The organism is Nocardioides sp. (assembly GCF_041393715.1).
Taxonomy (GTDB): Bacteria; Actinomycetota; Actinomycetes; order Propionibacteriales; family Nocardioidaceae; genus Nocardioides.
Genome location: NZ_JAWKJQ010000003.1, coordinates 147,747 through 166,154, shown reverse-complemented (window position 1 = coordinate 166,154; position 18,408 = coordinate 147,747). Strand labels below are relative to the sequence as shown.

At 71.2% G+C, this 18,408-nt stretch carries 19 protein-coding genes, 1 pseudogene and 1 riboswitch; of the genes and pseudogenes, 13 read left to right on the top strand and 7 right to left on the bottom strand.

Features of this window, described 5'->3' with window-relative positions:
• The 8 genes from R2740_RS06180 to R2740_RS06145 all read left to right on the top strand — a co-directional run bounded on the left by R2740_RS06180 (nucleotide 1) and on the right by R2740_RS06145 (nucleotide 5,535).
• Nucleotides 1-930, top strand: a complete 930-nt coding sequence (locus R2740_RS06180; RefSeq protein WP_371301813.1) for a type II secretion system F family protein — start codon at nucleotides 1-3, stop codon at nucleotides 928-930.
• The gene (locus R2740_RS06175) at nucleotides 930-2,549 is read left to right on the top strand and encodes a sensor histidine kinase (protein WP_371301812.1); all 1,620 of its coding nucleotides are present in this window, start codon (nucleotides 930-932) and stop codon (nucleotides 2,547-2,549) included. The genes R2740_RS06180 and R2740_RS06175 overlap by 1 nt, the downstream gene beginning before the upstream one ends.
• Nucleotides 2,546-3,193, top strand: coding sequence for a response regulator (locus R2740_RS06170; RefSeq protein WP_371301811.1), 648 nt, complete (start codon nucleotides 2,546-2,548; stop codon nucleotides 3,191-3,193). The genes R2740_RS06175 and R2740_RS06170 overlap by 4 nt, the downstream gene beginning before the upstream one ends.
• Nucleotides 3,194-3,370: 177 nt before the next feature.
• The gene (locus R2740_RS06165) at nucleotides 3,371-3,583 is read left to right on the top strand and encodes a Flp family type IVb pilin (RefSeq protein ID WP_371301810.1); all 213 of its coding nucleotides are present in this window, start codon (nucleotides 3,371-3,373) and stop codon (nucleotides 3,581-3,583) included.
• Between the two features lie 278 nt (nucleotides 3,584-3,861).
• Complete coding sequence (locus tag R2740_RS06160; protein WP_371301808.1) at nucleotides 3,862-4,074, top strand: Flp family type IVb pilin; 213 nt, start codon at nucleotides 3,862-3,864, stop codon at nucleotides 4,072-4,074.
• 264 nt (nucleotides 4,075-4,338) lie between these two features.
• Nucleotides 4,339-4,548, top strand: coding sequence for a Flp family type IVb pilin (locus R2740_RS06155; RefSeq protein WP_371301809.1), 210 nt, complete (start codon nucleotides 4,339-4,341; stop codon nucleotides 4,546-4,548).
• Nucleotides 4,549-4,848: 300 nt separating this feature from the next.
• A complete protein-coding gene (locus R2740_RS06150; protein ID WP_371301808.1) occupies nucleotides 4,849-5,061 on the top strand; it encodes a Flp family type IVb pilin in 213 nt (70 codons plus the stop codon).
• 267 nt (nucleotides 5,062-5,328) lie between these two features.
• Nucleotides 5,329-5,535: a Flp family type IVb pilin gene (locus R2740_RS06145; protein WP_371301807.1), complete on the top strand. Its 207-nt coding sequence runs from the start codon at nucleotides 5,329-5,331 to the stop codon at nucleotides 5,533-5,535.
• A 75-nt stretch (nucleotides 5,536-5,610) separates the two neighbouring features.
• Here R2740_RS06145 and R2740_RS06140 read toward each other — a convergent pair whose 3' ends face one another.
• The 4 genes from R2740_RS06140 to R2740_RS06125 all read right to left on the bottom strand — a co-directional run bounded on the left by R2740_RS06140 (nucleotide 5,611) and on the right by R2740_RS06125 (nucleotide 8,783).
• Entirely contained in the window at nucleotides 5,611-6,774 is a 1,164-nt protein-coding gene (locus R2740_RS06140) for a hypothetical protein (RefSeq protein WP_371301806.1), read from the bottom strand.
• A 38-nt stretch (nucleotides 6,775-6,812) separates the two neighbouring features.
• Nucleotides 6,813-7,742 carry an NlpC/P60 family protein gene (locus R2740_RS06135; protein WP_371301805.1) on the bottom strand — a complete coding sequence of 310 codons (930 nt, stop codon included), beginning with the start codon at nucleotides 7,740-7,742 and terminating at the stop codon, nucleotides 6,813-6,815.
• Nucleotides 7,743-7,815: 73 nt separating this feature from the next.
• Nucleotides 7,816-7,999: riboswitch (cyclic di-AMP (ydaO/yuaA leader) on the bottom strand.
• Nucleotides 8,000-8,180: 181 nt separating this feature from the next.
• Nucleotides 8,181-8,387, bottom strand: coding sequence for a hypothetical protein (locus R2740_RS06130; RefSeq protein WP_371301804.1), 207 nt, complete (start codon nucleotides 8,385-8,387; stop codon nucleotides 8,181-8,183).
• Between the two features lie 135 nt (nucleotides 8,388-8,522).
• Nucleotides 8,523-8,783: a hypothetical protein gene (locus tag R2740_RS06125; RefSeq protein WP_371301803.1), complete on the bottom strand. Its 261-nt coding sequence runs from the start codon at nucleotides 8,781-8,783 to the stop codon at nucleotides 8,523-8,525.
• Between the two features lie 80 nt (nucleotides 8,784-8,863).
• Here R2740_RS06125 and R2740_RS06120 point away from each other — a divergent pair, with 80 nt between their 5' ends.
• The 4 genes from R2740_RS06120 (at nucleotide 8,864) to R2740_RS06105 (ending at nucleotide 15,209) form a co-directional block, all read left to right on the top strand.
• A complete protein-coding gene (locus R2740_RS06120) occupies nucleotides 8,864-10,663 on the top strand; it encodes a DEDD exonuclease domain-containing protein (RefSeq protein ID WP_371301802.1) in 1,800 nt (599 codons plus the stop codon).
• The gene (locus tag R2740_RS06115) at nucleotides 10,660-10,938 is read left to right on the top strand and encodes an Lrp/AsnC family transcriptional regulator (protein ID WP_371301801.1); all 279 of its coding nucleotides are present in this window, start codon (nucleotides 10,660-10,662) and stop codon (nucleotides 10,936-10,938) included. The genes R2740_RS06120 and R2740_RS06115 overlap by 4 nt, the downstream gene beginning before the upstream one ends.
• Before the next feature lie 116 nt (nucleotides 10,939-11,054).
• Nucleotides 11,055-14,501 (top strand): Ig-like domain-containing protein, encoded by a 3,447-nt coding sequence (locus R2740_RS06110; protein WP_371301800.1) that lies wholly within the window; start codon nucleotides 11,055-11,057, stop codon nucleotides 14,499-14,501.
• A 69-nt stretch (nucleotides 14,502-14,570) separates the two neighbouring features.
• Nucleotides 14,571-15,209: a hypothetical protein gene (locus R2740_RS06105; RefSeq protein WP_371301799.1), complete on the top strand. Its 639-nt coding sequence runs from the start codon at nucleotides 14,571-14,573 to the stop codon at nucleotides 15,207-15,209.
• On the opposite strand, the gene trpD is transcribed toward R2740_RS06105, so the two are convergent.
• The 3 genes from trpD to R2740_RS06090 are packed head-to-tail and all read right to left on the bottom strand — an operon-like array spanning nucleotide 15,191 to nucleotide 17,641.
• On the bottom strand, nucleotides 15,191-16,225 hold the full coding sequence (gene trpD / locus R2740_RS06100; RefSeq protein ID WP_371301798.1) for an anthranilate phosphoribosyltransferase: 1,035 nt from the start codon (nucleotides 16,223-16,225) through the stop codon (nucleotides 15,191-15,193). The two genes, R2740_RS06105 and trpD, sit on opposite strands and share 19 nt — an antisense overlap.
• 52 nt (nucleotides 16,226-16,277) lie before the next feature.
• Nucleotides 16,278-16,694 (bottom strand): hypothetical protein, encoded by a 417-nt coding sequence (locus R2740_RS06095; protein ID WP_371301797.1) that lies wholly within the window; start codon nucleotides 16,692-16,694, stop codon nucleotides 16,278-16,280.
• Entirely contained in the window at nucleotides 16,691-17,641 is a 951-nt protein-coding gene (locus R2740_RS06090) for a cytochrome c oxidase assembly protein (protein ID WP_371301796.1), read from the bottom strand. Before R2740_RS06090 ends, R2740_RS06095 begins: the two co-directional genes overlap by 4 nt.
• A 142-nt stretch (nucleotides 17,642-17,783) precedes the next feature.
• Here R2740_RS06090 and R2740_RS06085 point away from each other — a divergent pair.
• Nucleotides 17,784-18,354 (top strand): annotated as a pseudogene (locus tag R2740_RS06085) (heme-copper oxidase subunit III).
• Nucleotides 18,355-18,408: the final 54 nt, after the last annotated feature.

Below are 18,408 nucleotides of genomic sequence, written 5' to 3'. Positions count from 1 at the left end.
ATGGTGATCCTGTTCGTACTCGGCCTCATCCTGGTCGGCACCGCGCTGATGCTGCTCTCGATGGCGACCCGCAGCGAGGCCGAGACCAGCGGCATCAACAAGTCCCTGGCCGTCCTCGAGGCGATGTCGATGGCTCCCAGCGAGCTCGCCAGCGACCTGGACCAGTCCTTCGCCGACCGGGTGATGGACCCCCTGCTCAAGCGCTTCCTCGGCCTCGGGCGACGGCTCAGCGGTGCCGACACCGGCGAGCGGATCCGTCGCCGGCTCGAGCTCGCGGGCAACCCTCCGGGGTGGACCGTCGACCGGGTCGTCTCGGCCAAGGTGGTCGCCGCCATCGGCGGCTTCATCGTCGGGCTGCTCTTCGCGGCCGTGATCTCACCCGGCTTCACGATCCAGATCCTGATCGTGGTGGGCGGCCTGCTGGCCGGCTTCTTCGGCCCGAACCTCTACCTCTACCAGCAGTCCTACGACCGCTCGGAGAAGATCCAGCGCAGCCTGGCGGATGCGATCGACCTGCTGACCATCAGCGTGGAGTCGGGCCTCGGCTTCGACGCCGCCCTGCAGCAGGTGTCGCGCAACACGACCGGCCCGCTGGCCGAGGAGTTCGCCCGCGTGCTGCGCGAGATGCAGATCGGCCAGGGCCGGACGGAGGCGCTGCGAGCCCTGTCGGAGCGCACCAATCTCGCCGACCTCAAGAGCTTCGTCAGCGCTCTGGTGCAGGCCGACTCGTTCGGTATCCCGATCGGCTCCGTGCTGCGCGTGCAGTCGGCGGAGATGCGGGTGAAGCGCCGCCAGCGCGCCGAGGAGAAGGCGCAGCAGGTGCCGGTCAAGATCACCATCCCGCTGATCTTCTGCATCCTGCCCTGCCTCTTCCTGGCCGTGATGGGTCCGGCCGCGATCAGCATCATGGACAACTTCGCCGCGAAGTGATGGGCTCCGCGACCTCACGCGCGTTCGGCCGCCTCGCCGTCGCGGCGCGCGTCTTCGTGCTGCTGGCCCTCGTCGGGCCGGCGCTGTGGGCACGCGACACGGCGTCGTTCCCGGCGCTGGTCGCGCTGGCGGTGGTGCTCGGCGTGGGCGCGATCGCGGCCCAGCAGCGCTGGCAGCTCACCGCCTCGTCCGACCTGCTGGAGGCGACCGCCGTCGGCGTCGTCGTCGCGCTCCCCGCGGAGACCTCCCCCGGCCTGCTGGCCGCGCTGGCGCTGCCGCCGTTCCTCTCCGGACTGCGGCACGGGAACCGCGGGGTGGCCGAGGCGATGACCGCTCAGCTGATCGGGGTCGTCGCCACGGCGACCCTCGTCGGCGGCGGCATCGAGGGCGGCTTCGGTGTGGCGATCTTCACCTGGACGGTGTGCGGCCTGGGCTTCGGTCTGGTCGCGGGCTTCCTGCACACCTTCCTGCGACGCGAGCCGGACTCGGTGGCCGGCTATCGCGAGGCGCGGCAGCTGCTGCGCGAGCTGCTCGACCTCTCCGGCGACCTCTCCTCCGGCCTCGACCCGGTGTCCCAGGCCGACAGCCTGCTGATCGCCGTCCGCGACGAGCTTCCGGCCTGTGACCTCGCCGTCCACGTCCCCCAGCACGACGGGCTGACACCGCTCACCCGCTCGAGAGTCTCGACGGAGACGCCGGAGGGCGAGTCCCCCACCGCCGACCCCGAGCAGTCCGCTCGGCTCGCGGAACGGGTGCTCGCCACCGGCCGGCCGCTGACCCGCGGTCAGGACTTCGCCTTCCCGCTCACCGCGGGCGGCGCCATCGTGGCGGTGGTCGCGGGCAGCCTGTCCGAGCGACTCTCCCCCGACCAGGTCGGCCTGAGCACCCGCCTCGGCGCCCTCTCGCGCTCGCTGTCCGCGGACGCCGTACGCCTCGAGGCCTCGCTGCTGTTCGGCCAGCTGCGCGACGCGGCCACCTCCGAGGAGCGCCGCCGCCTGGCCCGTGAGATGCATGACGGCATGGCGCAGGAGATCGCCTCGATGGGCTACTTCGTCGATGGCCTGATCGCCGCTGCGGAGTCCCCGGAGCAGGGCACGCAGCTGCTGCTGCTGCGCGAGAGCATCACCTCCGTGGTCGCGGAGGTACGCCGGTCGGTGCTGACCCTGCGGTCCGCGGTGGACGGCAGCGACAGCCTCGGCGCCGCCATCGGCGGGGTGGCCCGCCACCTGAGCGCCCTCTCCGGGGTGCCGATCTCGGTCACCGTCGACGAGGGCACCGTCCGGCTGCGCCCGGAGGTGGAGGCCGAGCTGATGCGGATCACCCAGGAGGCGCTCAACAACGCCGTCCGCCACGCCCAGGCCAGCCGGATCGACGTGGCGTGCGAGGTGAGCCCGCCCGAGGTCTCGATCACGGTCCGCGACAACGGGCGCGGCCTGCAGCAGAAGCGGGTCGACTCCCACGGCCTGGAGATCATGCAGGAGCGAGCGCGCCTGGTCGGCGCGACGCTCGACATCGGGAACCACCCGGACGGCGGCGCCCTCGTCTCCCTCCGGATCTCCGGCGATGCCGCGCGCGGCGCCGCCGTCTCGGACCACGACAGAGAGAGTGTGCTGCCATGAGTGAATCCCCCGTTCGCGTCGTCCTCGTCGACGACCACGACCTGATCAGGCAGGGCCTGGCGGCGTCGTTCACCCTGGAGCCGCAGACCGAGGTCGTCGGCACCGCCGGTTCGGTCGCCGCGGCGCTCGAGGTGTGCGAGGAGACCCGGCCCGACGCCGTGGTCACCGATCTCCAGCTGCCCGACGGCACCGGCCTGGACATCGTCCGGCGTCTGCGCAAGGACCACCCCGACATCGGCCTGGTGGTGCTCACCATGCACTCGGGCGACGACCAGATCTTCGCGGCCATGGAGGCCGGGGCCTCCGGCTTCGTCGGCAAGGACGCGCCGGCCACCGAGGTGGTGCGCGCGACGATCCACGCCGCGGCCTCGCCGAAGACCTTCCTCTCCAGCGGACTCGCGGCGGCGATGATGCGCCGCGGCGCCGCCGAGTCCACCCGGCTGTCCGACAGGGAGCACGAGGTGCTGCTGCTGCTCGCCGACGGACTCGGGTCCGGCGCCATCGGCCAGGAGCTCTACATGAGCGAGTCGACGGTGAAGTCGCACATCGGGCGGATCTACCAGAAGCTCGGCGCCAACAACCGCGCCCAGGCCCTGGTCACCGCGATGCGGATCGGTCTCCTCACGAGCGTGCGGCAGGCCTGACCGGTCGGCAGCTGGGTCACCTCGACGGGAGACCTGGCCCGAAGGGACTACGCAGGTCTGACCGTTCGCGGGCCGCGTACGACGCCCTGCTGAGGAAGACTTCTCAGCAACGAGGCGCAGAACCCAGCGTTCCTCGGCACCACACCGACAACATGACTCACAAGGAGAAGGAACATCATGCTGGACTACCTGCGCATCATGCTGAACGCCCGCCTCGCCAAGATGAACGAGCGCGGCGCCTCCGCCGTCGAGTACGGCCTCCTGGTCGCCGGCATCGCCGCGATCATCGTCCTGGTCGTCTTCGCCTTCGGCACCCAGATCAAGGCCGTCTTCCAGGACACCTGCAACACCGTCAGCACCAACTCCGGCTCCGGTACCGGCTGCCCGTGACCTGACCGGGTACGGCACCACGCCACACCCACACCGCCTCGTGGCCGCGAACTTCCCCATGGTTCGCGGCCACTGGCCATTTCCGGAGAGCTCGATGCCGGCGGCGACGCACCGAAACTCCATGGACCATTCCGAATAGCTCGAAATGACTACCCGGAATCCTCCGAAATTCCGCACACAGAACACCCCTGTGTGGGTGAGGATTCTGATCAGAGCGAGGCGCAGACCCAAGAGCGATCCTCGACACCACCCACCAAGGATCACAAGGAGAAATCCCCATGCTGGACTACCTGCGCATCATGCTGAACGCCCGCCTCGCCAAGATGGACGAGCGCGGCGCCTCCGCCGTCGAGTACGGCCTCCTGGTCGCCGGCATCGCCGCGATCATCGTCCTGGTCGTCTTCGCCTTCGGCACCCAGATCAAGGCCGTCTTCCAGGACACCTGCAACACCGTCAGCACCAACTCCGGCTCCGGTACCGGCTGCCCGTGACCTGACCGGGTGCGGCACCACGCCACACCCACACCGCCTCGTGGCCGCGAACTTCCCCATGGTTCGCGGCCACTGGCCATTTCTCAGCAAGGTCCCCGCCGGCATCGATGATCATCGGGGGTGGCCCGAAGTGACTACGCAGGCCTGACCGTTCGCGGGCCGCGTACGACGCCCTGCTGAGGAAGACTTCTCAGCAACGAGGCGCAGAACCCAGCGTTCCTCGGCACCGCACCGACAACGTGACTCACAAGGAGAAGGAACATCATGCTGGACTACCTGCGCATCATGCTGAACGCCCGCCTCGCCAAGATGGACGAGCGCGGCGCCTCCGCCGTCGAGTACGGCCTCCTGGTCGCCGGCATCGCCGCGATCATCGTCCTGGTCGTCTTCGCCTTCGGCACCCAGATCAAGGCCGTCTTCCAGGACACCTGCAACAACGTCGCCGCCTCCGGCTCCGGTACCGGCTGCCCGTGACCTGACCGGGTGCGGCACCACGCCACACCCACACCGCCTCGTGGCCGCGAACTTCCCCATGGTTCGCGGCCACTGGCCATTTCCGGACCCTGGCCATTTCCGGACCCAGCTGACCCTCAACCGCAGCGACCGACCCGAAACTCCCGGGCCATTCCGAATGGCCCGAAATGACTACCCGGAATCCTCCGAAATTCCGCACACAGAACACCCCTGCGTGGGTGAGGATTCTGATCAGAGCGAGGCGCAGACCCAAGAGCGATCCTCGACACCACCCACCAAGGATCACAAGGAGAAATCCCCATGCTGGACTACCTGCGCATCATGCTGAACGCCCGCCTCGCCAAGATGGACGAGCGCGGCGCCTCCGCCGTCGAGTACGGCCTCCTGGTCGCCGGCATCGCCGCGATCATCGTCCTGGTCGTCTTCGCCTTCGGCACCCAGATCAAGGCCGTCTTCCAGGACACCTGCAACACCGTCAGCACCAACTCCGGCTCCGGTACCGGCTGCCCGTGACCTGACCGGGTGCGGCACCACGCCACACCCACACCGCCTCGTGGCCGTGAACCTCGCAGAGGTTCACGGCCACTGGCCATTTCCGACCGGCCGCCGACCGGCCGAGCACGCAAGCATCGGCCGTCGAGTGCGTCTAGTCACATCGGGCCATGCCGATCGAACCGTTTTCCGGGCGCATCGGGGGTCGTGATCGCGGAGGATGGAGTCATCACGAGGGACAGCCCATGATCCTCGACCCACGACCCGAGACGTTCAAGGAGAAGGACCATGCTGGACTACCTGCGCCTCATGCTCACGGCGCGACTCGCCAAGAAGGACGACCGCGGCGCCTCCGCCGTCGAGTACGGCCTCCTCGTGGCCGGCATCGCCGGGATCATCGTGCTCACCGTGTTCGTCTTCGGTGCCCAGGTCAACGCGCTGTTCCAGGACACCTGCGACAGCATCGCCAACCAGCGCGGCGCGGCCAACTGCTGACCCGCTGCTCGCCACAGCCACCAGGGCCGGGCGCTCGACACTTCCCCATGGTGTCGGGCCCCGGCCCTCGGCGTGTCAGGACCCGACCGGGGCCGTGGCCGCCAGCCGCCCCAGCCGGTGGCGCCAACGCTCCATGAACGCGCGTCGGGACCAGCCCGCACGGGCGATCGCCTCGGCGACCTGCCCACGGCCGTGGACGCCCGAGCGCAGCTCGACCAGGCCGCGCGGACCGAGCCTGGCGGCCAGCACGGCCGCGGCCAGCCACGCCGACTCATAGGTCGCCTCCAGCGCGTCGCCACGGCCCTGGAAGGCCCGCCGGCCGGGCAGGCCCTCGGGAACGCCGTGGCGGCGTACCTGCGCCGCGAGTGACGTGGTGCGCCCGGTCAGCCCCAACCCGCGCAGAGCGACGTAGTCGGCGAACCCCTCGCTCAGCCACAGCGGCTCCGGGGCCAGCACGTCGTCCACGGCGACGTGCACCATCTCGTGCGCCAGCACCACGGCGAGCCCGTCGCGATCCATCTGGGGCACCTGGGCGGGGTTGACCACGATGCGCAGCCCGGCTCCGGGACGCGCGGACCCGTCCACCGTGGTGGTCACCGCCGCGAGGCGGGCGTACTCGTCGCCGCGCGCCGCCAGCAGGGCGGCGTACGTCGGCTCGTCGGGCGGCAGCTCCACGAGCACCCCGGGCGCCTCCCCGAGGACGTCGCCCACCGCCGCGTGGGAGCGGTCCAGGGCGTCGCCGACCGCCCGTGCGGTGCGTCGACCACTCCCGCTCGCCGCCACCAGCTGCCAACCGGGACCCCGGGTGCTGTCCAGCCGCTCGTGGAGCCACCACGCCGATGTCGGGGGGTCATCGAGCCGAGCCACCAGCACCCTGCCACCGTCGGCGGCGAACGTGACCGGGACGGAGACCCTCGCGGTGCCCGGGAGCCGCCCCGTCCGCCAGGTGACCTCCCAGTCCCCCGCACCCGCACCGGCGGAGCGGTAGCGGATCACGACGTCGCGGAGATCGAGCTCGGAGCGGTTGGCCGCCATCAGTCGAAGCCGCCGGGCCGCGGAGGCGCTGCCGGCGAGCCGCGCGGCCGCGGTCGGGTCACCGGCCCGCACCGCCTCCTGCACGCGGGCCGTGGTCTCCAGCGCGGCTGAGGTCGAGACCCCCTGGTCCGCCGCCGAGGCGGTCGCGCCGGGTCCCGGGGTGGGTGCTCCAGGCGTCGAGCAGCCGGCGGACGTCAGGGCCACCGCCAGCAGGGCGGCGACGAGGGTCGGCGAGGTGCTGATCAGCCCGGTCGGACGGCGCCGGCGAACGGCATGGAGTAGAGGCCGGCGACCCGCACACCCGCGCCCGGGTGGGCGGCGTGCACGATCATGCCGTTGCCGATGTAGATCCCCACGTGGCTGATCGGGCTGTAGTAGAAGACCAGGTCACCGGGGCGCAGCGCGCTGGCCGGGATGTGCGGGCCGGAGCCGAACTGGGCGCTGGAGGAGTGCGGGAGGCCGACACCGGCCTGGCCCCACGCCACCATGGTGAGCCCCGAGCAGTCCCAGGCGTTGGGACCGGCCGCGCCGTAGACGTAGGCGTCGCCGACCTGGGCCAGCGCGAACCGCACGGCGGCGGAGCCCCGCCCGGAGGCGGGGATGTTGCTGGGGATCCGGGTGACGCCGGCGCCGCGGGAGGCGATCGCCTGCCGCTCCTTCTCCTTCAGGTCGGAGAGCAGCGCCTTGGCCTCCGCGAGCTTCTTGTCGACCGACGCCTTCGCGTCGGCGGCCTCGCGCTCGGCGGCGGCGATCTCGGCGGTGCGGGTCCGGGTCGCCTCCTGCCGGATGTTCAGGGCCTTGAGCTCGGTGGCGTAGTCGGAGTAGATCCCGCTCTGGAGGACGTTGTACTCCGAGGCGGTGGACAGCTGGCTGAGGAACGCGGACGGGTCGTCGGAGAGGACAACCTGGCCCACCGTGGAGAGGTCCTGGCCCTGGTAGGCGCGCACGATCGATCCCTCGACCTGGGTGCGCACCGAGCCGAGCCGGTCGGCCTGACGACGCTCGTCGGCCCGCAGGCCGCGCAGATCGCGGCGCAGGTCCTTGAGCCGCAGCTGGACGTCCTGGTAGCGCTCCTGCGCCTGCTCGGCCTCGTGGTAGAGCGTGTCGACACGCTTCTGCACCTGGTCGATGTCGGGCTCGGCGTACGACGGGTTGGAGCCGGCGAGGCTCATCCCCAGGAGAAGGGCGCCTCCGCCGAGCAGGGCTGCAACACGGTTCCGGCCTCGAGACACGAGGGACGTACTCCTTGGTTCAGTCGGACGCCTACCGGGTGAGCTGACGGGTTCGGGCTCGACCTGCCCGTCGCCTCTTCCTCGTCGTCACTGGCGCGTGACGCCGCCTGGAGGCGATTGACCCCAGAGGGTTGGTTCCCCGGCTCCACGACCCGGTCGTCCCCCCGACCATGTCACGGACTCGGCGCGGTGGTCGCGCGGACCGGTCTGGTCCACTTCCACAGCCACCTGCGGCACGAGGGTAGCCGCGCGACCACGGCGCCGCCAACTTCTGGGACATCTAGACCGGGCGTTTTGTGGACAACGTTGTCGAGGTCACTTCTCACAGGCCCCACCAGCCTCATCAGTCACAGGCAGCCCCGGCCACCGACGGCTGGCTCAGGCCGACTCGATCACCGGAGGTGGCACCGGCTCGACCATCCGCAGGGGCGGCACCAGCCCGCCGGCGGCGAGCGCGTCGAGGGCGCGGCACTGGTCGTCGTCGAAGGTGAGCTCCTCGGGCGGCCCGAGCAGCACGGTGACCACGCAGTCGTGGCAGGCCGGGCCCCGCTGGGAGCAGTGGTCGCAGTCGATCCGGGTCGTCATGGGGCGCAGCCTGCCAGCGGCCACCGACAGTCCCTCCGACGCGGCTCCCGTGGCTCGCGAGAGCCCGAGGGGCGCGACGGTCCTGGGCCACGGGCGGGCGCGCATCGGGCCTGCCGGGGTCCGGCTCCGTGGAGGTCAGGCCTGCTGGGCGTCGGAGGCGCTCGCCGCCTCGGCGCGGCTGACCAGCTCGATCGCGTCGGCGCGCCCGCACCACCGGCAGGAGACCGACTCGACGCTCTCGTGGCGCAGCGTCGACTCCTCGATGGCCGGAGCGCCGGCGAGGTCGAAGTGCCAGTACTCCGTCGTCCGTCGGGTGCGGGTGACGTCGAAGCGGGTGAGGTTGCCGCAGCCGCCGCAGCGCCAGCGATGCGTGTCGTCGGGGAGGGCGATGACCATGCCGGCGAGCCTATCCCCGGGCGCACAGCCCTCCGCGCGTCGTCCAGGAACTGTCGGCGCCCGACCGTAGCGTCGGCGTCATGACCTCGGTCTCCCTCGCCGCCACCCGCTGGGAGGAGCAGCGCAGCTTCGACGAGCTGGGGCGACCCTTGCGCGAGGTCACCTTCTGCGTCGTCGACCTCGAGACGACCGGCGGCCCGGCCGCGGCGGGCTCGCAGATCACCGAGATCGGGGCGGTGCGGGTCCGGGGTGGCGAGGTGCTCGGCGAGTTCCAGACGCTGGTCAACCCGCACACCGAGATCCCCGCCTTCATCGCGGTGCTGACCGGCATCACCAACGGCATGGTGGCCGAGGCGCCGCCGATCGAGTCCGCACTCCCCGCGTTCCTCGAGTTCGCGGCGGGCAGCGTGCTGGTCGCCCACAACGCGCCGTTCGACGTCGGCTTCCTGCGCCACTTCGCACTGGAGCAGGGGCGGGCGTGGCCCGACTTCGAAGTGGTCGACACCGCGAAGCTCGCCCGGCGGGTGGTCACCCGCGACGAGTCACCCAACTGCAAGCTGTCGTCACTGGCCCAGGTGTTCCGGTCCTCGACCACGCCCAACCACCGGGCGCTCTCCGACGCCCGGGCCACCGTCGACGTGCTGCACGGCCTGCTGGCCCGGGTGGGCAGCCTGGGTGTGCACACCCTCGAGGAGCTGCAGACCTACTCCTCGCGGGTGAGCCAGGCGCAGCGTCGCAAGCGCCACCTGGCCGAGGGCCTCCCGCATGCGCCGGGGGTCTACCTCTTCCGCGACGGCGAGGAGCGGGTCCTCTACGTCGGCACCTCACGCGACCTGCGGAGCCGGGTGCGCAGCTACTTCACCGCGTCGGAGACGCGGTCGCGGATGGGCGAGATGATCGGCCTGGCCGAGTCGGTCACCGGCATCGAGTGCGCGACGCCGCTGGAGGGCGAGGTCCGCGAGCTGCGGCTGATCGGCCACCACAAGCCGCGCTACAACCGCCGCTCCCGGTTCCCGGAGAAGACCGTCTTCGTCAAGCTCACCCGCGAGCCGTGGCCACGGCTGTCGTTGGTGCGGCGGGTGCTCGAGGACGGCGCCGACTACCTCGGCCCGTTCTCCTCGCGCAAGGTGGCCGAGCGCTGCCTGGCGGCGCTGCACGAGACCTTCCCGGTCCGCCAGTGCAGCGACCGGCTGCCGCTCCACCCCTCGCGCTCCCCCTGCGTCCTCGCGGAGATGGGTCGCTGCCTGTCTCCGTGCGACGCCAGCGTCGACGAGCCGACGTACGCCCATCTGGTGGGGCGGCTGCGCGAGGCGATCACCCGCGACCCGGGCGAGGTGGTGTCGGCGCTCGGTCGTCGGATGGCCGGGCTGGCCGGCGACGAGCGCTACGAGGAGGCGGGCGCCCACCGCGACCGGCTGAGCGCCTTCCTGCGCGGTGCCGCCCGGACCCAGCGGCTGGGCGCGCTGACCGGCTGCCCCGAGCTGGTGGCCGCGGGCCGCGACGACCAGGGGCGCTGGGCCGTCCACGTGGTGCGCCACGGCCGGCTGGCCGCGGCCGGCCTCATCCCCCCGGGCGGCGACGCCCACCGCTTCGTCGCCGACCTGCGCGCCAGCGCCGAGACCGTGGCCGGTGGCCCCGGCCCGGTGCCGGCCGCGAGCGCCGAGGAGAGCGAGCGGATCCTGCGCTGGCTGGAGTCACCCGGCGTGCGGCTGGTCCACCTCGAGGGCGAGTGGAGCTGCCCGCCCCACGGCGCCGGCCGGCATCTGGCCGTCCACGACGCCCTGCGCCGCTCGCAGGAGAGCCTGGCCCCCTTCGACGAGCCCCGCGTCGGCGGCACGGTGCACCGACCGGTGGCCGCCTGGCTAGGCTCTGACCTGTGATCACCGCCATCGTGTTCGTGAAGGCCGACGTCGCCCGCATCCCCGAGGTCGCCGAGGCCATCGCGGCACTCGACGGCGTCAGCGAGGTCTACTCCGTCACCGGTCAGATCGACCTGATCGCCCTGGTGCGGGTTCGCGACCACGACGACGTCGCCTCCGTGGTCGCCGACCGGCTCAACAAGGTCGCCGGGGTCACCTCCACCGAGACCCACATCGCCTTCCGTGCCTACTCCCGGCACGACCTCGAGGCGGCGTTCTCGGTCGGCCTCGACTGACGCCCCGGCCGGCCCGTCAGCAGGTCGGCACCAATTCCGCCGTTTCGCCACGGCGCACCCTGCACCCCACATACCGTCGCTCTGCTATGTCCGACGTGGGATGCAAGGAGCTGCTCGTGCCCACCCCCCAGTCCCGGCACTCGATCCTCGCGGTGCTCGCCCTGTTGCTCGCGACGCTGCTGACGTCGACGCCCGCGCACGCGGCCGGCCTGGCCGCGCCGTCCAACCTGTCGCCCGACGCCACCTCCGTGGACGGCACCCCGGTGCTCTCGTGGTCGAAGGTCTCCGGTGCCACCAACTACGCCGTCGAGGTCTACCGGGTCAGCGACTCCACCAAGATCTGGAGCGCCACGACCGTGCAGCGGCACGTGGTGCCGGCCCGCCAGCTCCCCCAGGGACAGCTGATGTGGCGGGTGCGGGCCATGAGCGGTGCCACGTCCAGCAACTGGGTCGAGGCCAACATCGACCGGGACGCCCTGGCGGGCCCGGCGCTGGTCGGCCCGTCGCCGGGCTCGCTGCTGTCCCAGCCCGACGAGCCGGTGGTCCTGAACTGGACGCCGATCAACGGGGCGACGCAGTACACGACGGAGATCAGCACCGACTCGTCGTTCACCGACACCAAGCAGATCACGACCACCACGACGAAGACGACGTCGTTCGTCGTGCAGAACGTCGACGTGGCCCAGCCCTACTACTGGCGGGTCCGGGCCACGCTGGCGACCGACCTGCTCACCGACTGGTCCGAGGTCGGCGACTACGAGGTCGGCGGCCTGGCCAAGCCGGTGCTGACCTCGCCGGAGGACGGGGCGTTCACCGACGTCGAGGACGTGGTGCTCGACTGGGAGCCGGTGCCCGGCGCCCGCGCCTACAACCTCCAGGTGAGCGTCGACAAGAACTTCTCCACGGGCAACGTCGAGATCAACCAGGCCAACATCACCGGCACGCGCTACTCGCCGCCGACCACCCTCAACAACGACCAGTACTACTGGCGCGTGCAGCCGATCGACTCCTCCGGCAACGTCGTGGACTGGAGCGCCGTCGACGTCTGGACCTTCCGCCGGTACTGGCCCGAGCAGCCCGAGCTGACCTACCCCTACGACAACGACGTGGTGAGCGACCCGCTCTACTTCCAGTGGACCCCGGTGCCGCACGCGAGCCACTACGAGTTCCAGATCAGCCCCAACATCACGTTCACCGGCGCCGGCACCAAGTTCTGCCCGACGACCGCGACGACCTACGTGCCGAGCATCAACACCGACTGCTGGATCCCCGGCGGCGCCACCTACTACTGGCGAGTCATCGGCTTCGACGACCCCAAGGGCGTCCAGACCGACGCCGTCTCCGCGGAGGTGCGCCAGGTCACCTACCTGCCCGAGCGCCCCGAGCCGATCACACCCACGGGGAGCGACACCCCCGCGATCCCGACGCTCAGCTGGACCCCGGTGGCCCGGGCCGCGCAGTACCAGGTCACGATCTCCGCCGTGGACGGCGGCGCCGGCTCGGTCAGCAACGCCAAGACGACGGCCACGTCCTACACCCCGCGCGCGAAGCTGTCGCCGGGCAAGACCTACCGCTGGGACGTCCGCACCGTGAGCGCCAGCGGGCGGCTCGGCCCCGGCCTGCTGCTGCAGGACATGCCGACCTTCACCGTGGGCGACGAGCCCACCGCGACCTCGGAGTCCCCCGAGCCGATCGGCCCGGCGGACGGCACCGAGTCCAGCCGGTTCCCCACGCTGACGTGGGAGCCGGTGCCGGACGCGACGCAGTACCGCGTGCTGGTACGCCGCGAGGGGACCTTCTCGTGGTCCACGGTGCCCGACTGGTTCTTCTACCCGGCGGGCGAGGACGACACCACGATGTTCCTGCAGCCCGGGACCTACGAGTGGATGGTGCAGGCCTACCAGGGCAGCAGCTCGCTGCTGGCCTACTCCACGGGCACCTCCACCTTCACGATCTCTCCGCTCGATGCGGTCACCGGCCAGCACGTGGCGCTCAGCGGTGAGGCCGCGGGCGACCCCGGGCTCTCCTGTGACTCGACCCTTCCCGACCAGTGCATGGACCTGCGGCAGACGCCGGTGCTGGCCTGGGACCCCTCGCCCGACGCCGGCGCCTACCAGGTGTGGATCTCCAAGGACAAGGAGATGACCAACATCCTGAGTGGCTACCCCAAGCTCGTCGAGGGCACGGAGTACCTCTCGACGGTGGCCCTCCCCGACGGCCAGGCCGGGTCGGCGTACTACTGGCACATCCAGCCGTGCCGGGTGGGCAGCACCACCTGTGAGCCGCTGGCCCACGCGGACAACGCCTTCAACAAGCTGTCCAAGCCGGTGGAGACCATCTCGCCGGCGGACGACGACGAGGCGGCCAACGACATCACCTTCGAGTGGCGCGACTACCTGGAGACCAACCAGGACCCCTCGGCCTACCCGAGCTCCGATGAGACGGGCGTGAGCCTGGTCGACCCGACGGTCGAGGCCAAGCAGTACCGCGTGCAGGTGTCCGTCGACGCCAACTTCCAGACCCAGCTCGAGTCGCGGTTCCTGCCGGTGGACCAGACCACCTACACCTCGTTCGAGAACACCTTCCCCGAGGGACCGCTCTACTGGCGGGTGCAGGCGATCGACGGGACGGGCAACAACCTGGCGTGGAGCGCCCCGGTGAAGTTCTTCAAGCGCTCTCCGACGACGACGCTGCTGTCGCCCGTCTCCGACGAGGAGGTGCCGGGCAGCTTCCCCCTCAGCTGGGAGCCGGTGAACTACGCCGCTGGCTATGACGTGGAGATCTACAAGAACGGCGACACCACGGGCTCACCGGCCAACCGCGTCCTCGCGGACAGCAGCCTGGTCTCGTCGGCCTCCTTGAAGGACCCACTCCCGGTGGCGGCCACCCCCTACACCTGGCGGGTCCGGCCCAAGGACGTGAAGGGACGGCCCGGACGCTGGACCGACCTCGCCGACCCCAGCGCCCGGTTCTACGTGACCGGTGCGGCCCCGGCGCTGCTCGACCCCGCGGAGGGCTCAAACGTCGTGGCCGACGACGTGCTGTTCTCGTGGACGGCCGCCGAGGGGGCGACGTCCTACCAGTTCGAGCGCCGCCTGGTCGGCTCGACCGCGAGCTCGGAGACGATCAAGACGCCGGCCCTGGGCTGGGCGCCGTACACCGCGATCGCCGAGGGCCTCTGGCAGTGGCGGGTCAGCTCGCTCGACGCCAAGGGCAAGGTCATCGGCGCGGCGCCCTGGCAGACGTTCCGCGTCGACAGCACCCGGCCGACGGTGACGAGGAAGTCGCCGACCGGCAAGGTCTCGCGCACCACGAACTTCGTGGTGAAGTTCAGCGAGCCGGTCGCCGGGGTCACGGCCAAGCGCTACTCGATCCGGGTGGCCGGCACCACGAAGAAGCTGCTGGCGACGGTGACCGTCAACGCGGCGGGCACCAAGGCCACCCTCGACCCGGCCGCTCCCCTCAAGGCCGGGAAGAAGTACACGATCAAGCTGACGTCGGGGATCAAGGACCTGTCCGGCAACCGGCTGGTCCCGACCCAGTGGACGGTCACGGCCAAGTGAGTCCCTGAGCGCCGCCGGCGCCCGCATGCGCGGGCGCCGGCGGGCTAGGGTGCCCGGATGATGGCGTCGATGGCGACCCCGATCACCTGGGTCGGCGACCACTGGCTCGACCTGCTGGGGTGGGGCGGCAGCGCGTTGCTGGTCTACTCCCTGCTGCAGACCCGGGTGCTCCGCTTCCGCGTGCTCAACCTGCTGGCCTGCCTGACCCTGCTGGTGTTCAACGGACTGCTCGGCGTCTGGCCGATGGTCGGGATGAACCTGGTCCTGGCGGCGATCAACCTGTGGTTCATCGCCTCCCTGCAGCGCCATCGGCACGACGAGGCCGTCTTCGAGGTGCTCGAGGTGTCGCCCACCGACGAGTACCTCCGCCACGTGTTGCGCGTGCACGGCCGCGACATCCTGCGCCACCAGCCCGACCTCGTCTTCGACCCCGCGGCCGAGGGGCAGCACGCGTTCCTGGTCCAGCGTGGTGACGAGACCGTCGGCGTGGTCCTGCTGGCCGTCGAGGGCGACCAGGGCCGGGTGCTCCTGGACTACGTGACCAGGCGGTTCCGCGACTTCACCCCGGGGGAGTTCGTCTGGCGCCGCAGCGGGGTGCTGCGCGAGCTGGGGCTGCGCCGGGTGGTCACGCCCGCCCACATGGTCGCGCCCTACTACGACCACATCGGCTTCCGGCGCAGCGGCGACTCCTACGCGTTGGAGATCTGAGCTCGGACCCAGCGGTCGAGGGTGGCCGCGGCGGCACCGGAGTCGAGGGCCTCGGTCGCCCGCGCGATGCCGGCGGCCAAATGGTCCTCCAGCACGCCCGGCGCACCGTCGTAGACCGCGAGGGCGGCGCCCGCATTGAGGAGTACGGCGTCGCGCACGGCGCCCCGCTCCCCCGCCAGCAGCCGACGCACCACCTCGGCGTTGTGGGCGGTGTCGCCGCCGCGCAGGTCGTCGGTCGTCGCCACGGCGATGCCGAGCCGCGTGGGGTCGACCGTGTCCTGGCGAACCTCTCCCCCGTGCACGGTCCACACCGTCGACGTCGTGGTCGTCGTCAGCTCGTCGAGCCCGTCGTCACCGCGGAACACCCAGGCGTCGACACCGCGGTCGGCGAAGACGCCCGCCATCACGGGGGCCATCCGCGGGTCGGCACAGCCGATCGCCTGCGCCGCGGGCTGCACCGGGTTGGCCAGCGGGCCGAGGAAGTTGAAGGTGGTGCCGATCCCGAGCTCGCGGCGCGGGACGGCGGCGTGCCGCAGCGCCGGGTGGAAGGCCGCGGCGAAGCAGAACGTGATGCCGACCTCGTCGACCGCGGCCGCGACCTGCTCCGGCGGGAGGTCGAGCCGGATGCCCAGCGCCTCCAGCACGTCGGCGCTCCCCGACTGCGAGGACGCCGACCGGTTGCCGTGCTTGACCACCCGCGCCCCGGCGCCGGCCGCGACGATCGCGGCCATCGTCGAGATGTTGACCGACATCGACCGGTCGCCGCCGGTCCCGACCACGTCGAGCACCCGGCCGGGGACGGTGATCGGCGTCGCCCGGGCGAGCATCGCCTCGACCAGGCCGGTGACCTCCTCGATGGTCTCGCCCTTGCTGCGCAGCGCGACCGCGAAGCCAGCGATCTGGGCGGGCGTGGCCTCGCCGCTGAGCACCTCGGTCATCGCCCACGAGGTCTGGGCGGCGTCGAGGTCGCGGCCCGCGACCAGCGCGGCGAGGACCTCCGGCCAGCTGTGGGTCACGGGTGCTCCCTGGGTGGCGGGTCGGGCGGGCGAGGTGGCGGGAAGGCCAGGCTCAGGCGGGCACCCGCGAGGAGAGCAGCTCCACGACGACCTCGGCGAGCCGGATCGGGTCGAGCGGGTGCGGGACGGCGGCGTCGGCCCGCGACCAGGTGGCCAGCCAGGCGTCCTGGGGCCGGCCGGTCAGCACCAGCAGCGGCGGGCAGTGGTAGATCTCGTCCTTGAGCTGCTTGGCGATCCCCATCCCCCCGGCAGGCACGGCCTCGCCGTCGAGGATGGCCAGGGCGATGCCGCCGGCGTCCATGTTCTGGATCACCACGGGCTCGGTGGCGACCTCGACGAACGTCAGCGGAGGCAGATCGGGGTGCGGCCGACGGCCGAGGGCCAGGATCACCTGCTGGCGGGTGTTCACGTCGTCGCTGTAGACGAGCACCCGCAGCGGGGCGCTCGACGAACTGGTCGCTTCGGTCACGGGCCGATGCTACCGCCACCGGGCGGTCCGCCCTGCGGCACTGCCCTGGCCGCGGCCTCCAGCCGGTCCAGGCGCCGGTCCTCCCGGGCCGCCTCGCGAATCGAGTCACGCACCCACTGGGTGAACAGGACTCCGAAGAACACCAGGCCGACGAGGTCGCCGGCGCCCCACAGGATGCCGCCGGCGAGATGCTGGTCGGCGGCCATGGACGGCAGCCACGACCCCATCGGCCCCTCCCGGAGCGCGGCATACCACTCCTCGCCGATCAGCCGGGTCGAGTCCATGATGGTGACGCCCAGGAAGGCGTGGAACGGCAGCGTCATCACGACCAGCAGCATCCGGAACGGGAAGGACACCCGTCCCGGCACCGGGTCGACGCCCATCAGCGGCCAGAAGAAGAGCGACCCCACGAGCACCAGGTGGACGTGCATCATCTCGTGGATGTACGACGACCTCAGGCTGGCGTCGTACCAGCCGCTGAAGTAGAGCACCCACGGCGACAGCACGAACAGCGCGAACGCCAGCGGCGGGAAGGACAGCACCCGGGCCACCCGTGAGTGGAGCACGGCCAGCAGCCAGCGACGCGGCGTCCCGGGCAGGGTGCGCAGCGCGAGCGTGACCGGGGCGCCCAGGGCCAGCGCCAGCGGCACCGGCATCGACAGGATCATGTGCTGGACCATGTGGTCGCTGAGCAGGGTGGTGTCGTAGGCCGCCAGCCCCGACTGGGTGGCGAAGACGAAGAGCCCCATCCCGACGACGACGAAGGCGACGGTGCGCCCCCACGGCCAGCGGTCACCGCGGCGGCGCAGCACCCACACGCCGGTGAGATAGAGGCCGACCACCCACACCGTGGCGACGAACAACCAGGGATCGAGCCCCCACAGGGTGAACACCCGTCCCCAGGTGAACGGCGGCAGGTCGAGCTGCTCGGCGCCGGACATCAGCATGTCTACGACAATAGGTCGTCGTTGGCGGGGGGTCGGGGTGACCTCCCGCACGGACTATGACCATAATGCTCCCGTGGCGACTGCTTCTGCGATCCCGGCCTCCCGACTCCACGGGCACCACGATCGTCCCAGCATGGTGAGTGTGGGGACGATCATCTGGCTGTCCAGCGAGCTGATGTTCTTCGCGGCCCTGTTCGCGGCGTACTTCACGGTGCGGTCGGTGAGCCCCGAGCTGTGGGCGCAGGAGACCCAGAACCTCAACGTGCCGTTCTCGTCGGTCAACACCATCATCCTGGTGCTGTCGTCGGCGACCTGCCAGATGGGCGTCTTCGCCGCCGAGCGCGGCCAGGTCGGGCGCTCCGGCTCGGTGTTCAAGGTGGGCGGCTGGGGCCTGCGCGAGTGGTTCGTGCTGACCTACATCATGGGCGCGATCTTCATCGGCGGCCAGGCGCTCGAAGTACGCCGAGCTCGTGCACGAGGGTCTGACCATCCCGAGCTCGGCCTACGGCACGCTGTTCTACCTCGCCACCGGCTTCCACGGCCTGCACGTCACCGGGGGCCTGATCGCCTTCCTGTTCGTGCTCGGACGCACGTTCCTGGCCAAGAAGTTCACCCACGAGCAGGCGGTCAGTGCGATCGTCGTGTCCTACTACTGGCACTTCGTCGACGTCGTCTGGATCGCCCTGTTCTTCACGATCTACGTGCTCAAGTAGGCAACCGTTGCACCCCGACCGAACGACATGACGAGGAGAAGCCCCCGCGGCTTT

What these genes read in the sequence shown, in the direction of transcription:
- R2740_RS06130 (WP_371301804.1), bottom strand. Translation starts at nt 8,387, where the DNA reads ATGACGACCCGGATCGACTGCGACCACTGCTCCCAGCGGGGCCCGGCC.
- R2740_RS06120 (WP_371301802.1), top strand. Translation starts at nt 8,864, where the DNA reads ATGACCTCGGTCTCCCTCGCCGCCACCCGCTGGGAGGAGCAGCGCAGC.
- R2740_RS06135 (WP_371301805.1), bottom strand. Translation starts at nt 7,742, where the DNA reads ATGAGCCTCGCCGGCTCCAACCCGTCGTACGCCGAGCCCGACATCGAC.
- R2740_RS06170 (WP_371301811.1), top strand. Translation starts at nt 2,546, where the DNA reads ATGAGTGAATCCCCCGTTCGCGTCGTCCTCGTCGACGACCACGACCTG.
- R2740_RS06125 (WP_371301803.1), bottom strand. Translation starts at nt 8,783, where the DNA reads ATGGTCATCGCCCTCCCCGACGACACGCATCGCTGGCGCTGCGGCGGC.
- R2740_RS06105 (WP_371301799.1), top strand. Translation starts at nt 14,571, where the DNA reads ATGGCGACCCCGATCACCTGGGTCGGCGACCACTGGCTCGACCTGCTG.
- R2740_RS06155 (WP_371301809.1), top strand. Translation starts at nt 4,339, where the DNA reads ATGCTGGACTACCTGCGCATCATGCTGAACGCCCGCCTCGCCAAGATG.
- R2740_RS06150 (WP_371301808.1), top strand. Translation starts at nt 4,849, where the DNA reads ATGCTGGACTACCTGCGCATCATGCTGAACGCCCGCCTCGCCAAGATG.
- R2740_RS06180 (WP_371301813.1), top strand. Translation starts at nt 1, where the DNA reads ATGGTGATCCTGTTCGTACTCGGCCTCATCCTGGTCGGCACCGCGCTG.
- R2740_RS06175 (WP_371301812.1), top strand. Translation starts at nt 930, where the DNA reads ATGGGCTCCGCGACCTCACGCGCGTTCGGCCGCCTCGCCGTCGCGGCG.
- R2740_RS06160 (WP_371301808.1), top strand. Translation starts at nt 3,862, where the DNA reads ATGCTGGACTACCTGCGCATCATGCTGAACGCCCGCCTCGCCAAGATG.
- R2740_RS06145 (WP_371301807.1), top strand. Translation starts at nt 5,329, where the DNA reads ATGCTGGACTACCTGCGCCTCATGCTCACGGCGCGACTCGCCAAGAAG.
- R2740_RS06090 (WP_371301796.1), bottom strand. Translation starts at nt 17,641, where the DNA reads ATGCTGATGTCCGGCGCCGAGCAGCTCGACCTGCCGCCGTTCACCTGG.
- R2740_RS06165 (WP_371301810.1), top strand. Translation starts at nt 3,371, where the DNA reads ATGCTGGACTACCTGCGCATCATGCTGAACGCCCGCCTCGCCAAGATG.